We start from the raw sequence: 14,145 nt of genomic DNA, 5'->3' as shown, positions 1-14,145 counted from the left end.
GCCGCGGCCGCGGCCGAGCGCGACCTGGGCGTGCGAATCATCGTCGGCGAGGAGATCAGGACGCCGGACGGCGACGTGATCGGTCTGTTCCTCACCGAGCGGATCCCCTACGTGCTCCCGCTGACGGAGGTCATCGGCCGGATCAGGGCGCAGGGCGGTCTTGTCTACGTCCCGCACCCCTACGACGGGATCCGGTCGAGCATGGGCCGGCTGCTTCCCGGGCTGTGCGCCGCAGGCGCCGTGGACATCATCGAGGTCTTCAACGCCAAGATCGCCGACCCGGCGCTGAACGCCAGAGCGGCGGCGATCGCCGCCGCCTACGGGCTACCGGGAGGCGCGGGCTCCGACGCGCACGACGCGCCAGGCGTGGGCGCCGCGTACCTGGAGATGCCCGACTTCGACGGCCCGGCGAGCTTCCTCGCCGGCCTGGCCGACGCGAGGGTGACCGGCGAGTACCGCGACCACGCACCGCGCTACCCGCGGCGGGCGCCCAATGAGCCGAGGCCATGAGGAAGCGCACGACCTGAAGGGCCAGAAGTGACTCCAGTCAGCGCTGCTCCAGGGCAGGACCTTAGCTCGCCTTGCCGTGGCCTGTGTGCTGCCCCATTCAGCCTTGCGGGGTGGCACCGCGCAGGTCGGCGAGGACCGGGGCGTACATCCGGGCCCTGATGGTGCCGACGGTGCCGTCGGCCTTGCTTGCTTGCGCGTCGGCGATCTCTATCGCCGCGGCGAGGAGGGCGTCCTCAGCGACGGCCCGGTCGACGATGCCGGCCGCTGCGGCGTCCGTGCCCCCATAGCGGCGGCCGGTGAGCATGGCCTCGTGGGCGGCCTGCGGCGTCAGCCGTGCCTGTATGAGGGCGGCCATGGCAGTTGAGAAGGACATGCGGAGGTCCGCTTCTGGCAGGCACCAAAAGCCGCGGTCGGCGCGCATGACACGGAAGTCGTGCGCGAGGGTGAGCATCGCGCCCGCACCGAAGGCGTGGCCCTGCACGGCGGTCACGGTGATAACCGGCAGGGACAGCAGCCGTGCGAAGAGCTCCAGGACCGAGGCCATGTAGTCCCGGCGCTTGTCGACGTGGGCGGACAGCCATTCCAGGTCCAGGCCGTTGGAGTAGAACTTGCCGGTAGCGACGGTGACCAGGGCGCGTGGGCCGTCGGCCTTGTCCACCGCGTCCAGTGCGGCGTTGACCGAAGCGATCCAGTCGGGGTGGAAGCGGTTCTCACTCTCGCCGAGGTCGAGGACGAAGACGCTGTCCTTGCGGTCAAGCACGGGCACGGCGGCTCCTTGAAGCTGGGCTGGATGGGGGCGGTTGGTGGCGGCCGCCGGCCGTAGCGGGCGACCGCCACCAACGACCGGTCAGAGCTCGATCCGGGAAGCCAGCCGCTCGCGATGGTAGGTGGCGTCGCCGAGGAACAGCTCGCTCGACTTGGCCCGCTTGAAGTACAGGTGGGCATCGTGCTCCCAGGTGAAACCGATGCCGCCGTGGATCTGGATGTTCTCCGCAGCCACGTGGAAGAAGGTCTCCGACGCGTACGCCTTCACCAGCGAGGCAATGATGGGAACTTCCTCCGCCCCCTCGGCCACGGCCGCAGCGGCGTAATTCACGGCGGAGCGCAGCGACTCCACCTCAAGCAGCATGTCGGCCATGCGGTGCTTGAGCGCCTGGAAGCTGCCGATCGGCCGCCCGAACTGGTGACGGACCTTTGAGTACTCCACCGCCATGTCGAACGCGCGCTGCGCGCCGCCGAGCTGCTCGGCAGCCAGGGCGATGGCGGCGGTGTCGAGGACACGGTCCATGATGGCGGCGGCATCGCCGACCGAGCCGATCAGCCGGGCCGTCACGCCGTCGAACTCGAGCCGGGCCAGCTTGCGGGTCTGATCGAGCGTCGGAAGCACGGTCCTGGTGAGTCCGGCCGAGCCGGCGCCCACCGCGAACAGCGACAGCCCGCCGTCCGCGACGCCCAGGACGAGGATGAGGCCTGCGGAGCCGCCGTCGAGCACGAAGCTCTTGTGGCCGTCGAGACGCCAGCCATCGCCGGTCTTGGCGGCGAACAGGCGGGTCGTGCTCGGGTCCCAGGAGCCGTTGTCCTCGGTGAAGGCCAGCGTGGCGATGGTCTCGCCAGAGGCGATCGCGGGCAGCAGGTCGCGGCGCGCGGCCTCATCGCTGCTCGCGAGCAGCGCCGTCGCGGCGAGCACCGCGCTCGCCAGGAACGGGCCGCCGTACAGGGCGGCACCGAGCTCCTCGAGCACGATCGCCTGCTCGGCGAACGTGAATCCGGCGCCACCGTACTCCTCGGGGATGGCTATGCCCTGCAGGCCGAGCTGCGAGCCGGCCTGCTCCCAGACGCCCTTGTCGGTGCCGTCCTCGGTCTCCATGAGCTCGCGGACCCGGGTAAGCGGTGCCCTGTCCGCGAGGAAGCGCCGGACCGAATCGCGCAGCTCTTCCTGCTCCGCGGTCGCGCCAAGTGTCGTCATTTGCCCAGCTCCGTTCGCGATGAGCCGTCCGGCTCGGTGATGACGAGGGCGTCGAGCGCCTCGACCTGATCTCCGTTCACCCACAGCGGGTTGACCTCCAAGGCCTGCAGCGAGCCGCCGAGCGAGAGCGCCGCCCGGCTGATCCCGGTGATGGCCTCGGCCAGCGCGTCCAGGTCGGCGGGCCGGCTGCCGCGCGCGCCCTGCAGCAGCGGCAGGCCACGCAGCTCGGCGAGCATCCGCCGGACCTCGGCGGCGTCGACGGCGTCGACGGGCAGCACGCGCAGGCTGGAGTCGTGCATGATCTCGACCCAGACGCCGCCGAGTCCGACGGCGAGCACCGGGCCGAAGGTGGGGTCGACCGTCACTCCGACGAGCAGCTCGGTGCCGCCCGTCCGCATTGGCGTCACGAGCACGCCGTCGATGGTGGCCCCTGCGACGGCATCGCCGGCGGCGCGCACCTTCTCGTAGGCGACGCGGACCTCCGCCTCAGAGCTCATGCCGAGCGCGACGCCGCCGATGTCGGACTTGTGGACGATCTGCGCTGAGCAGATCTTCATCGCCACGGGCAGCCCGACCTTCGCGGCGATCGCAACGGCCTCATCGGCGGAGGTGGCGAGCCCGCCGGGCACGACCGGCACGCCGGCGTCGGCGAGCAGGTCGCGCGCCTGCTGCTCCGACCACGAGCCGGAGGCCGGGACGGGGACCGTGGTGGCGCTCCTGCCGCCCAGGGCCAGGTGGACGTTACCGCGGTTCTCCTGCCAGCGCAGCGCGTTGCCGATCGCGTTGATCCCGAGCTGGAGCCCGGGGAGCAAGGTGATGCCCTTGGCGGTGAGCTGCTCCTTGCCGTACGGGCTGAGGTCGTTACAGGTGGTGCCGACCGGGATGACCGGGATGGGCGAGGAGGCCATGCGCTCGGCGATCCATGACACCCGGTTCTCGAACGTCTCGGCCATCGCGTCGTCCGGCGGACGGACGTCGGGCGGGTTCAGGCCGACGAACAGGATGAAGTCCAGGTTCGGGTCGTCGGCCGCCGCGTCGAGCGCGATGTCCATCGGGGTCATCGTGCTGGTCCTGGCGTTGAGGTTGGCCAGCGTGCCGAAGGCCGTTACGTCCAGCGGGTTGTGCGGGTTGCCGAACGGCGGCATGTGAGGGGCGATCGCCGCCTCGGTCTGCGGCGAGAAGTCCGGTATCTCGATGCCCTGGGTGCTCGAGGCGTCGGCGATGATGTCGCATGAGCCGCCGGAGGCGGTCAGCACGCCCATCCGCCGCCCGCGCGGTATCCGGCCGTCGCCGAGCAGCGCCCCGGTGGTGAGCAGGTCCTCCAGGGTGTTCACCCGGATGATGTTGAGCTGCTGGAACGCGGCGTTGACCACCGCGTCGTCGCCTGCGACCGAGCCGGTGTGCGCCAGGGCCGCCTTCTGGCCGGCCGGGCTCGAGCCCACCTTCAGCGCGACGATCGGCTTGCCCGCCTTGTCGGCACGCTCCGCGGCCAGGGCGAACCGCTCCGGGTCGCCGATCTCCTCGAGGAACAGGCAGATCACCTTGGTGGCGTCGTCCTCCACCAGGTAGTCGATGAAGTCGACCGTCTTCATCATCGACTCGTTGCCCATGGAGGTCAGCGTGGACAGGCCGATGCCGTGCAGCTTGGCGAAGCCGAGCACCACGCTCGCCAGGGCGCCGCTCTGCAGCGCGACGCCGACCGGCCCCGCGAGCAGCGGCGGCTGCAGGTTCAGCGCATAGGGCGCGGAGCGGGTCTGGGCGTTGACGAAGCCCAGGCAGTTCGGGCCGAGGATCGTGACGTCGTTGGCGATCGCGCGCGCCACCATAGCGTCCTCGAGCTTGCGGCCCTCCTCGCCCACCTCGCGGTAGCCGGCGGCTAGCACGACCGCGTTCTTGATGCCGGCGGCGCCCATGTCGTCGAGCACGCTCTCGACGGCGGGCAGGCCGGTCAGAATGAATGCGAGGTCCACCGGCTCGGGCAGGTCGCGCAGGCTTGGCACCGCCGGGATGCCGAACGCGGACTTGGCCTTGGGGTGCACCGGGAACAGCTTGCCGGGAGAATCGGCCTGCGCGCTGCTCGTGATGATCATGCGGGCCCAGCCGGAGTTGTCGGAGGCGCCGACCATCGCGACGTTGCGCGGTGCGAAGAAGTCACACAGCCGCTGCGGCGTGACGAGCCTGCGGGACGCCTGGTAGTTGGCGGCGCGCAGGTCAGGGGGACTGATGGGGGTCAGGGAACCAGTCGGGTCCGCCATTGCCGGGGACTCTCCTTCACTGTCGTTGCCATCGTCGGAAGGGCGCTGTCGGGAGGGAAGGGACGCATGGCGGGGCCGGCGCCGCTCTGATGTGACGCCGGCCTGGCCGTCCGCGCGGCCGTCAGCCGGCCAGGCGCGGCTCCTTGGGCAGGCCGAGAGCCCGCTCGCCGATGATGTTGCGCTGGATCTCGCTGGTGCCGGAGTAGATGGTGCCGGCCCGGCTGCTCAGGAAGACGCCCTGCCACGGGGTGACCGGGTAGCCCTCGCCCTCGGGCCGAAGCAGCGCGTCGGCGCCCTCGATGGCCATGGCGATCTCGCCGAGCTTCTTGTGGTACTCGCTCCAGAAGAGCTTGGCCACCGAGGCCTCGGGGCCGGGCGCGCGACCCGCGGCGACCTGGGCGAGCGTGCGCAGGCCGCTGTAGCGCATCAGCTCCACCTGGGTGTACGCCCAGGCGAGGCGCTGGCGGATCTGCGGGTCGGTGGTCTTGCCGCGCTTGCGTGCGGTCTCGACCAGCTCCCAGAACTCGCGCTCGTAGCCGAGGTGCGCGACGGTGGCGCGCCCGCCGCGCTCATGGCCCAGCGTGGTCATCGCGACCCGCCAGCCGTTGTTGAGCCCGCCGATGACGTTGAACAGGGGCGCGCGGACGCCGTCGATGAAGTCCTCACAGAACTCGGCGGCGCCCGACATCTGCTTGATCGGCCGGTACTGCACGCCGGGGTCGGTGAAGTCGATGAGCACGTAGGACAGGCCCGCATGCTTCTCGGCGCGCGGGTCGGTGCGGCAGAGCAGGAACATCATGTTCGCCTTGGCGGCGCCCGACGTCCAGACCTTCTGGCCGGTGATGACGATGTCGTTGCCGGACACGACGCCGCGGGTCTCCACGGCGGCCAGGTCCGAGCCGTGGTTGGGCTCGGAGAAGCCCTGGCAGTACACGTCCTCGCCGGAGATGATCCGGGGCAGGAAGTACGCGTGCTGCTCGGGGGTGCCGTGCACGATGATCGACGGGCCGGCCAGGCTCTCTCCCATGCCCCTGCTCACCCGTGGTACGCCCGCCCGGTGGAATTCCTCGTTGAGCACTGCGACGCGCACCGCGTCCATGCCTGCGCCACCGAACTCCTCCGGCCACTGGGGGCAGATCAGGTGCCTGGCAGCGAGCTTGGCCTCCCACTCCTTGTAGGCGGGGTGCTCCATCGCGGCGGCCATCGCGGCGCCGCGCCGGCCGCCGGCGTTGGTGACCATGTTCCAGTCGAACACGTCGGCGAGCCCTTGCGGCGCCTCGGCCGCGATCCAGTCCCGGAGCTCCGCGCGGAACTGCGCGATCTCCGGGCCAAGGTCAAGTTCCATGGAGAGCCTCCTGGCTTCGTGCTTGCTCTGCGTACTGGTCGTGTGTGGAAGGGGGCCGCTGCCCGGTGTCCTGGCGGCCGTGCCTCCGCCCCTCCGTGACTCAGGGCGCTTGGCGCTGCGTCCCGATGGTGAGGTCGCGGAACGGGACGTCCCGGTCGGTGCGTGGCTCCTTGGGCAACCCGAGCACCCGCTCGCCGACGATGCCGCGCTGAATCTCGTCGGTGCCGCCCGCGATCGACGCGCCGGGGCTGGACAGGGCACGGTGCCGGATCTCGCTGCCGCCGGGGACCGCGGGATCCTGAAGCAGCCCTTGCGCGCCGAGCACGCTGAGCCCGGTGTCCCGGCCCGCCCGCACCAGCTCGGAGCGGGCGAGCTTGGTGAGCGAGCCGTGTGCACTCGGCCGCCGGCTCTCGCGGTCGCTGAGCCCGCCGCGGGCCAGGTAGCCGTTGATGGTCTCCGTCGCCCACAGCGCCGCGAGCCGCTGCCGCAGGACCGGGTCGCCGCTCTCGCCCAGCCGGGCCGCGACGTCGATGACCAGCTCGCTGACCCCGGTCCGGCCGGAGCTGCGCGCCTGCGCCGCGCGCTGGACGGCGGCACCGGCCGGCTCGTCGAGCTGGCCGGCCTTGCGGCCCGGCATGGCCGTGGGCAACGAGGCCATGAAGCGCTCATACATGAGCACGGTCACGGCGGCCGACCAGCCGTCGCCGGCCTCGCCGATGATCCGGTCGTCGTCGATGTGGGCGCCGGTGAAGAAGACCTCGTTGAAGCCGTGCTCGCCGTTCATCTGGTGCAGCGGGCGGACGTCGATGCCGGGCTGGCCGACGTCGATGACGAAGAAGCTCAGTCCCTGGTGCTTGGGAACGTCCCGGTTGGTGCGGGCGAGCAGCATCCCTCGGTCGGCCCACTGGGCGCCCGACGTCCAGACCTTCTGGCCGTCGACGGTCCAGCCGGCCTCGGAGAGCACCGCCCTGGTTTGCGCGCTCGCCAGGTCGGAGCCCGAGCCGGGCTCGGAGAAGAACTGGCACCAGGACTCCTCGCCGCGGGCGAGGGGCGGCAGGAACCTGGCCTTCTGCTCCGCGTTGCCATGCAGCAGCAGCATCGGCGCGCCGAGCTGCTGGCCGAGGCTGGCGGGCGGCGGAAGAGCCCCGGCCTCCAGGAACGCTGACCGGACGCCGGCGGCGGCGTCGGCCGACAGGCCGCGGCCGAACCAGTCCTCCGGCCAGGTGGGGAAGCCCCACCCGGAGTCGGCGAGCCGCGCCCACCAGGCGCGTACCGACAATTGTGGATCCCAGTTGACGGTCAGCCAGCCCAGCGCCGCTTCCCTGGCGGCCAGGTAGGCGTCGGACCGGTCCTCAGGCTGTGGCATCCTCCCCAACCCTCCCCGGATACAAAAATCTAGAATTGGATACTAGGATCTCGCCTTATTCCTTGATGTCAAGACCGAACGCCGGCCGTCGCCTCATCACCCGACACCAGGACCGCGAGTCCACTGGCGCCCGCCCGATCGGCGGCCGTCAGCAAGCGCCCGGGTGGGCCGGTCGACGCTCACGGGCCGCGCGAGGCTGCCGCTCGCCCTTGACAGAGGTAGTCAATTACTAGAGCCTGATTCCAGAACATGATTCTGACTCCTGGTCTGTCTTCGCAGTGGAAGGAAGGGTGATCTGCCTTGGCACGACTGGATGGGCGGGTAGCGATCGTCACCGGCGCCGGGCGCGGCATCGGCCGGTCGGTGGCTCTCTTGCTGGCCCGTGAGGGGGCCTCAGTGGTGGTCAACGACCTCGGCGTGGCGGTTGACGGCTCCGGGCAGGACTCCGGGCTGGCCCAGGAGACCGTGGCCGAGATCGAGAAGGCCGGCGGCAAGGCGATCGCCAGCGGCGCCGACATCTCCGACTTCACCGCGGCGGAGGGCCTCATCCGCACCGCGATCGACACCTTCGGCAGGCTCGACGTCCTCGTCAACGTGGCGGGCATCCTGCGCGACCGGATGGTGTTCAACATGACCGAGCAGGAGTGGGACGACGTCATCCGGGTGCACTTGAAGGGGACGTTCAACACCACGAGGTTCGCGTCCGCGCATTGGCGCTCGCTGCGCGACGAGTCCGCGAGTAACCGCATCATCAACTTCACGTCGGTCTCCGGCCTGCACGGCGCACCGGGGCAGCCGAACTACGCGGCGGCGAAGATGGGCATCGTCGGCCTGACCTACTCCTCGGCGAACTCGCTCGCCAAGTACGGCGTCACCGCTAACGCCATCTCGCCGGGTGCGTCCACCCGGATGACCGACTCGGTGCCGACCGACCGGCGCCGGGCCAGGAACTCCTCCGCCGACGAGCGCTCGCCCGACAACGTGGCACCCATCGTCGCCTACCTGGCATCCGAGGCGTCCGGCTGGATCAACGGCCGGGTGATCCACTCGTCGGGCTACGAGGTCTCGCTGTACAACAACCCGCAGCCGATCAGCCGGATCATCGGCACCGGCCCGTGGGAGACCGACGCGCTCGCCGAGCAGGTGGAGCGGTCGTTCGGCCCGATCCTCGGCAAGAAGGGCTGAGGCGCCGATGGCATCGAAGATGACGCCGGTACCCACGCCGGAGACCAAGCCCTACTGGAACGGATGCGCGGCGGGCGAGCTGCGGATCCAGCGCTGCACCGACTGCGGCAAACCGTACTTCTACCCGCGTCCGATCTGCCCATCGTGCGGCTCGACCAGCGTCGAGTGGTTCACCGCGAGCGGCAAGGCGACGCTGTACTCCTACGTCATCAACCACCGGCCGGCGCCTGGGTTCGATGAAGAGGCACCGTACGCCATCGCCGTGGTCCAGCTCGCCGAGGGGCCGCGGATGATGACAAACCTGGTAGGCGTGCCCAACACGCCCGAGGCCCTGGTGCTCGACATGCCGCTGCGCGTCACCTTCGAGCAGCGCGGCGACGTATCGCTGCCGGTCTTCACCCCCGAGGAGGCGTGATGAGCAACCCTGGCGTCATCATCGCGGGTGCCGCCGAGACCAACGAGCTCGGCAAGCTGCCTGGCCACTCCACCCTGGCGCTGCACATCGAGGCGGCCGTCAACGCCGTGGCCGACGCGGGCCTGACCATGAAAGACATCGACGGGATCGCAACGGTGGCCGCGCCGGGCCCGGTCCAGGTCGCGCACGCGCTCGGCATCTATCCCGACTGGGTGGACGGCACCGGCGTCGGCGGGACGTCCTTCCTGCTGCACGTCCGACATGCCATCGCGGCGATCAGGGCGGGCTACGCCAAGACGATCCTGATCACCCACGGAGAGTCCGGCCGGTCCCGGGTCGGCGCGCCCGGCTACCGAATGGACGCGGCCTCGCCCGTGGGCCAGTTCGAGGCGCCGTACGGGACCCTGGGGCCCACCACCACCTTCACCATCCCCGCGCTGCGGTACATGAAGGAGTACGGCCTCACCCACGAGCAGCTCGCCTACGTCGCCGTGGCGCAGCGCCAGTGGGCGGCCAAGAACCCGCGGGCGGCGTTCCGCGACATCATCTCGGTCGAGGACGTGCTCGACTCCCGGCTCGTGGCCTACCCGTTCCATCTGCTCGAGTGCTGCCTGGTCACCGACGGCGGCGGCGCGCTCGTGGTCACGTCGGCGGAGCGCGCGGCCGACTTCCCCAAGCCGGCCGTGCATCTGGTCGGAACCGGCGAGTCGTCCGAGACCCCGATGATCTCGCAGATGCTCGACTTCACGGAATCGCAGATGTTCCGCCAGGCGGGGCAGAAGGCCTTCGCCGAGGCGGGCATCACCACCGCCGACGTCGATCACCTGATGATCTACGACGCCTTCGCGCACGTGCCGATCTACGGCCTCGAGGCCCTCGGGTTCGTGGGCAAGGGCGAGGGCGGCCCGTTCATCGCCGAGGGCAACACGGAGCCGGGCGGGCGCCTCCCGCTGAACACCAACGGCGGCGGCCTGTCCTACACGCACACCGGGATGTACGGCATGTTCGCCATCCAGGAGGGCGTCCGGCAGATCCGGGGCGAGGCGGCCGCCCAGGTCGACAACCCGGAGATCAGCGTGGTGCTGGGCAACGGCGGCATGTTCGCCGCCTGCGGAGTGCTGGTGCTCGGCAAGCAACCACGGTAACCGCAGCCCGCGCCAGCGCGAGGGGGGCCCGCCGCCAGGCGGGCCCCCCTCGCGTTCTGCGTGGGCCCCTGGGCCGCCCGCCCTCAGGCCTCCAGGTCCGTGGGGAGGTCCTCCTGGCCCGCGGGCACCTCGACGTCGTCCGCTGCGGCCGCCGCAGCGGCGGCCTGCTCGTGCTCGGCCGCGACGTAGCGCTTGCCCCGCGACCACGACGCGGCAGCCGCGATCAGACAGGCCGCGATGGAGAACGCGAACGCCACCCGCAGGCCGGAGCGAAACGGCCCGGAGATGAGCGCGGGGAAGTAGGACCGCCCGGTCAGGGTGTGCACGTTCGCGGCCGACAGGTGACCGAGCACGGAGGGGCCGAGCAGGTGCTCTATCGGGTTGTACCCGAGGAACGAGGCGAACAGGATCGACACCGGCGGCTGGCTGCTGACCCGGTGCGCGTCAGCGGCCGGAACCCCGTGCGCGATCAGGCCGGCGGACATCGTGGTCGGCAGCGTCGCGGCGAGGCCCGCGATCATCAGGCTGAAGAAGATGCCGAGCGAGAAGACCTGCGCCGAGTTCATGAAGGTCGAGTTCATGCCGCCGCCGGCACCGCGGTGCCTGGCCGGCAGGCTGTTCATGACGCCCGCGCGGTTCGGCGAGGAGAAGCAGCCCATGGACAGGCCGTACAGCAGCAGGATCAGCGCGAAGACAGGGTAGGGGAAGTCGATCGGCAGCAGTTCAAGCAGAACGAAGCTCACGGCCGCACCGAGCATGCCGCCGGTTGCGAACGGCCGCGACCCGAACCGGTCCGACAGGTATCCCGACAGCGGGCCCGCCGTCAGCATGCCGACCGTCAGCGGGAGCATGTAGATCCCGGCCCACAGCGGCGTCTTCTCGAAGCTGTAGCCGTGCTGCGGAAGCCAGATGCCCTGCAGCCAGATGATCAGCATGAACATCAGGCCGCCGCGACCGAGCGCGGACAGGAACGTGGAGATGGTCCCGAACGTGAAGGCGCGGATCTTGAACAGGCCAAGGCGGAACATGGGGTGCGCGACCTTGGTCTCGACGAGCACGAAGGCGGCCAGCAGGGCGAGGCCTGCCGCGATGAACCCGTCGACGATCGGGCTTGTCCAGCCCATGGCATGGCCGTCGTGGGGCTGCACGCCCTGCGTGATTCCCACCATCAGCAGGATCATGCCGGCGGCGAAGGTGACGTTGCCCAGCCAGTCCACCGGCTCGTGGCTGCGCTCCGACAGGTCGCGCAGCCGACGGTAGGCCCACACAGTGCCGAACACGCCGCAGGGCACCGAAACGAAGAACACCAGCCGCCAGTTGATCGGCGCGAGGACCCCGCCCAGAACCAGGCCGATGAACGACCCACTGATGCCGGCGACGTTGTTGATGCCGAGCGCGAGCCCTCGCTGCCGCGGCGGAAAAGCGTCGGTGAGGATCGCTCCGGAGTTGCCGACGAGGAAGGCACCGCCGATGCCCTGCACGATCCGCCACAGCAGCAGCCACAGCGCGCCCGACCGGCCGGTCATCCAGTCGATGGTGAGCAGCAGCGAGGCGATCGTGTAGATGACGAACCCGAGGTTGTACATCCGCACCCGGCCGAACAGGTCGCCGAGGCGGCCGACAGTGACCACGAGCACGCTGCTCGTCACCAGATACCCGAGGATCATCCACAACAGGTACGTGTTGTTGCCTGGTACCAGCGGGTCGAGGTGGATGCCGCGGAAGATGTCCGGCATCGCGATGATCATGATCGACGCGTCGATGGTCGCGAGCAGGACGCCGACCGTGGTGTTCGTCAGCGCGACCCACTTGTACCGGTCGCCAGGTTCCGCCGTCGCCGACTCCTGCCCGTCGCCCGCGCGCACACTGATGGTCACCCTGCGTCCTTCCGCCATGGGATCCTTGCCCGAGTGATGCAGGCCAATTCTAGAATTGTTCATCAGACTAGTCGAGCCGGCCCCTCAGGTAGCGCAGAACTCCCGCCGAGATCGAACCCTCGCTCATGCTAGAACCGTACTCTAGAATTATCTCGGCGGTGCGCAGCACAGGGTACGCCGCCGACCGCAGGCAGCGAACGAGGAGGGTTGGCGCCGAACATGAACATCACAGTCTGCGTCAAACAGGTGCCGGACACGGGTCTCGACCGGGAACTCCGGGCGGGCGACAGCACCGTGGACCGCGAAGCCGTGGAGGCAGTCATCAACGAGCTCGACGAGTTCGCGATCGAGGAGGGCCTCCAACTGGCTCAGAAGCACGGGGGTGAGGTGACAATCCTGTCGATGGGACCGGACCAGGCGGCCGAGTCGATCCGCAAGGCGCTCGCAATGGGCGGGGACAAGGGCGTGCACGTGAGCGATCCCGCGCTGCACGGCTCGGACGCCCTGGTGACCTCGGCCGTGCTCGCGGCGGCCCTGGCACGGACCGGCTTCGACTTGGTGATACTCGGATCGGAGTCGACGGACGCGCGGACCGGGATCCTGGCGGCAATGCTGGCCGAGCGGCTCGGCGTGCCGCAGCTCACCTTCGCCGACGGCGTCGAGATCGACGGGCAGTCCGTCCGCGTCCGCCGCCTGGCCGACTACGGCTACGACATGGTGGAGGCTGACCTCCCGGCTGTCGTGAGCGTGGTGGAGAAGACCAACGAGCCGCGCTACCCCTCCTTCAAGGGGATCATGGCGGCGAAGAAGAAGCCGATTGAGGTGCTGACGCTCGCCGACCTCGAGCTGACGGCGGACCAGGCCGGGCTCGGCGCGTCTGCGACCGAAGTGACCGAATTCCGCAAGCGGCCGCCGCGGCAGGTCGGCACGATCGTCGAGGACGAGGGGAAGGGCGGCATCGAGGCGGCCGGCTTCCTCACAACCCAGAAATTCATCTGAGCGCAGTCCGCTGACCGCTGGAAGGAAACGATCAATGGCGGAAATCCTGATCCTGGCCGAACACGACGGCGGCGCGGTCAAGAAGGTAACGACCGAGCTGCTCACGGTCGCCCGTGAACTCGGCGAGCCCTCGGTGGTGTGGGCGGGCCCGGGCGGCGAGGAGGCCGCGGGCCGCCTCGGCGAGTTCGGCGCGGCGAAGGTATACATCGCCGACAGCCCCGACTTCGCCGACTACGTCGTCGCGCCGAAGGCCGAGCTGCTCGCCGCGCTCGCACGCGAAAAGGCACCGGGGGCGGTTCTCGTCGCGGCCTCCCAGGAGGGCCGCGAGGTCGCCGGCCGGCTGGCCGTCAAGACCGGCTGGGGTGTGCTGACCGACGTCACAGGCCTCTCGGCGGACCTGATCGCGGAGCAGCCGATCTTCGGCGGCGCAATCACGGTCAGCTCGCGGGCGTGCTCCGGCGTCCCGATCATCGCGATCCGCCCCAACGCCATCGCGGCCGAGCCCGCGCCCGGGCCGGCCGTCCTCGAGAAGGTCGAGTTCGCCGTCCCGGACGCGGCCAAGGGCGCGCGGGTCACCGAGCGGGTGCGCAAGGAGCGCGGCAGCCGGCCAGAGCTGACCGAGGCCGCGATCGTCGTGTCCGGCGGCCGGGGCGTGGGCAGCGGTGAGAACTTCAACCTGATCGAGGGCCTCGCCGACGCGCTGCACGCGGCGGTCGGCGCATCCAGGGCGGCCGTCGACGCCGGCTGGTACCCCCACCAGTTCCAGGTCGGCCAGACCGGTAAGACCGTCTCGCCGCAGCTCTACATCGCCGTCGGTATCTCTGGCGCGATCCAGCACCGCGCCGGCATGCAGACCTCCAAGGCGATCATGGTCATCAACAATGACCCGGAAGCACCGATCTTCGAGCTCGCCGACTATGGCGTCGTCGGCGACCTCTTCAACGTCGTGCCGCAGCTCACCACGGAGATCAACAAGCGCGCGCAGGAGGGCTGAGGGAACCCCAAAACCCCGAGCGAGAGGAACGAACCGCGGCTCCCATCGTCCGCGGTCCGTTCCTTCTCTGCGGTCTTTGCCCGTGAAC

General features: G+C 70.1%; 12 protein-coding genes. 6 read left to right on the top strand and 6 right to left on the bottom strand.

Annotated features, from left to right (window positions below):
- The coding region (locus BZY54_RS26310) for a PHP-associated domain-containing protein (RefSeq protein WP_208640770.1) at positions 1–510 on the top strand (510 nt) is incomplete at its 5' end.
- A 97-nt stretch (positions 511–607) separates the two neighbouring features.
- Here BZY54_RS26310 and BZY54_RS26305 read toward each other — a convergent pair.
- From BZY54_RS26305 to BZY54_RS26285, 5 genes are all read right to left on the bottom strand, one after another.
- A complete protein-coding gene (locus BZY54_RS26305) occupies positions 608–1,276 on the bottom strand; it encodes an enoyl-CoA hydratase-related protein (RefSeq protein WP_086727800.1) in 669 nt (222 codons plus the stop codon).
- Positions 1,277–1,357: 81 nt separating this feature from the next.
- Positions 1,358–2,476 (bottom strand): acyl-CoA dehydrogenase family protein, encoded by a 1,119-nt coding sequence (locus tag BZY54_RS26300; RefSeq protein WP_086727799.1) that lies wholly within the window; start codon positions 2,474–2,476, stop codon positions 1,358–1,360.
- Positions 2,473–4,731, bottom strand: a complete 2,259-nt coding sequence (locus BZY54_RS26295; RefSeq protein WP_086727798.1) for an acetate--CoA ligase family protein — start codon at positions 4,729–4,731, stop codon at positions 2,473–2,475. The genes BZY54_RS26300 and BZY54_RS26295 overlap by 4 nt, the downstream gene beginning before the upstream one ends.
- A 121-nt stretch (positions 4,732–4,852) precedes the next feature.
- Positions 4,853–6,076 carry an acyl-CoA dehydrogenase family protein gene (locus BZY54_RS26290; RefSeq protein WP_086727797.1) on the bottom strand — a complete coding sequence of 408 codons (1,224 nt, stop codon included), beginning with the start codon at positions 6,074–6,076 and terminating at the stop codon, positions 4,853–4,855.
- 100 nt (positions 6,077–6,176) lie between these two features.
- Positions 6,177–7,442: an acyl-CoA dehydrogenase family protein gene (locus tag BZY54_RS26285; protein WP_086727796.1), complete on the bottom strand. Its 1,266-nt coding sequence runs from the start codon at positions 7,440–7,442 to the stop codon at positions 6,177–6,179.
- Between the two features lie 300 nt (positions 7,443–7,742).
- Between BZY54_RS26285 and BZY54_RS26280 the strand changes: the two genes are divergently transcribed.
- The 3 genes from BZY54_RS26280 to BZY54_RS26270 are packed head-to-tail and all read left to right on the top strand — an operon-like array spanning position 7,743 to position 10,187.
- The gene (locus tag BZY54_RS26280) at positions 7,743–8,627 is read left to right on the top strand and encodes an SDR family NAD(P)-dependent oxidoreductase (RefSeq protein WP_086727795.1); all 885 of its coding nucleotides are present in this window, start codon (positions 7,743–7,745) and stop codon (positions 8,625–8,627) included.
- A 7-nt stretch (positions 8,628–8,634) separates the two neighbouring features.
- Positions 8,635–9,042 carry a Zn-ribbon domain-containing OB-fold protein gene (locus tag BZY54_RS26275; RefSeq protein ID WP_086727794.1) on the top strand — a complete coding sequence of 136 codons (408 nt, stop codon included), beginning with the start codon at positions 8,635–8,637 and terminating at the stop codon, positions 9,040–9,042.
- Positions 9,042–10,187 (top strand): thiolase C-terminal domain-containing protein, encoded by a 1,146-nt coding sequence (locus tag BZY54_RS26270; RefSeq protein ID WP_086727793.1) that lies wholly within the window; start codon positions 9,042–9,044, stop codon positions 10,185–10,187. The genes BZY54_RS26275 and BZY54_RS26270 overlap by 1 nt, the downstream gene beginning before the upstream one ends.
- A gap of 83 nt (positions 10,188–10,270) precedes the next feature.
- Here the strand turns inward: BZY54_RS26270 and BZY54_RS26265 are convergent, their stop codons facing one another.
- Positions 10,271–12,064: an MFS transporter gene (locus tag BZY54_RS26265; protein WP_341868709.1), complete on the bottom strand. Its 1,794-nt coding sequence runs from the start codon at positions 12,062–12,064 to the stop codon at positions 10,271–10,273.
- 219 nt (positions 12,065–12,283) lie between these two features.
- Here BZY54_RS26265 and BZY54_RS26260 point away from each other — a divergent pair, with 219 nt between their 5' ends.
- Together BZY54_RS26260 and BZY54_RS26255 are read left to right on the top strand one after the other, a co-directional pair.
- A complete protein-coding gene (locus BZY54_RS26260; RefSeq protein ID WP_086727791.1) occupies positions 12,284–13,063 on the top strand; it encodes an electron transfer flavoprotein subunit beta/FixA family protein in 780 nt (259 codons plus the stop codon).
- A gap of 34 nt (positions 13,064–13,097) precedes the next feature.
- Positions 13,098–14,057 (top strand): electron transfer flavoprotein subunit alpha/FixB family protein, encoded by a 960-nt coding sequence (locus BZY54_RS26255; RefSeq protein WP_086727790.1) that lies wholly within the window; start codon positions 13,098–13,100, stop codon positions 14,055–14,057.
- Positions 14,058–14,145 lie beyond the last annotated feature (88 nt).

It is taken from the genome of Streptomyces carpinensis (assembly GCF_002154505.1).
GTDB classification, from domain to species: domain Bacteria; phylum Actinomycetota; class Actinomycetes; order Streptomycetales; family Streptomycetaceae; genus Streptomyces; species Streptomyces carpinensis.
Note: the sequence above shows the minus strand (reverse complement) of the source record. Positions and strands in the feature narration are given on the sequence as shown.

Excerpts from the sequence above, each read along its gene's own strand:
- BZY54_RS26270 (WP_086727793.1), top strand. The coding sequence starts at position 9,042 with ATGAGCAACCCTGGCGTCATCATCGCGGGTGCCGCCGAGACCAACGAG.
- BZY54_RS26275 (WP_086727794.1), top strand. The coding sequence starts at position 8,635 with ATGGCATCGAAGATGACGCCGGTACCCACGCCGGAGACCAAGCCCTAC.
- BZY54_RS26295 (WP_086727798.1), bottom strand. The coding sequence starts at position 4,731 with ATGGCGGACCCGACTGGTTCCCTGACCCCCATCAGTCCCCCTGACCTG.
- BZY54_RS26290 (WP_086727797.1), bottom strand. The coding sequence starts at position 6,076 with ATGGAACTTGACCTTGGCCCGGAGATCGCGCAGTTCCGCGCGGAGCTC.
- BZY54_RS26255 (WP_086727790.1), top strand. The coding sequence starts at position 13,098 with ATGGCGGAAATCCTGATCCTGGCCGAACACGACGGCGGCGCGGTCAAG.
- BZY54_RS26300 (WP_086727799.1), bottom strand. The coding sequence starts at position 2,476 with ATGACGACACTTGGCGCGACCGCGGAGCAGGAAGAGCTGCGCGATTCG.
- BZY54_RS26285 (WP_086727796.1), bottom strand. The coding sequence starts at position 7,442 with ATGCCACAGCCTGAGGACCGGTCCGACGCCTACCTGGCCGCCAGGGAA.
- BZY54_RS26260 (WP_086727791.1), top strand. The coding sequence starts at position 12,284 with ATGAACATCACAGTCTGCGTCAAACAGGTGCCGGACACGGGTCTCGAC.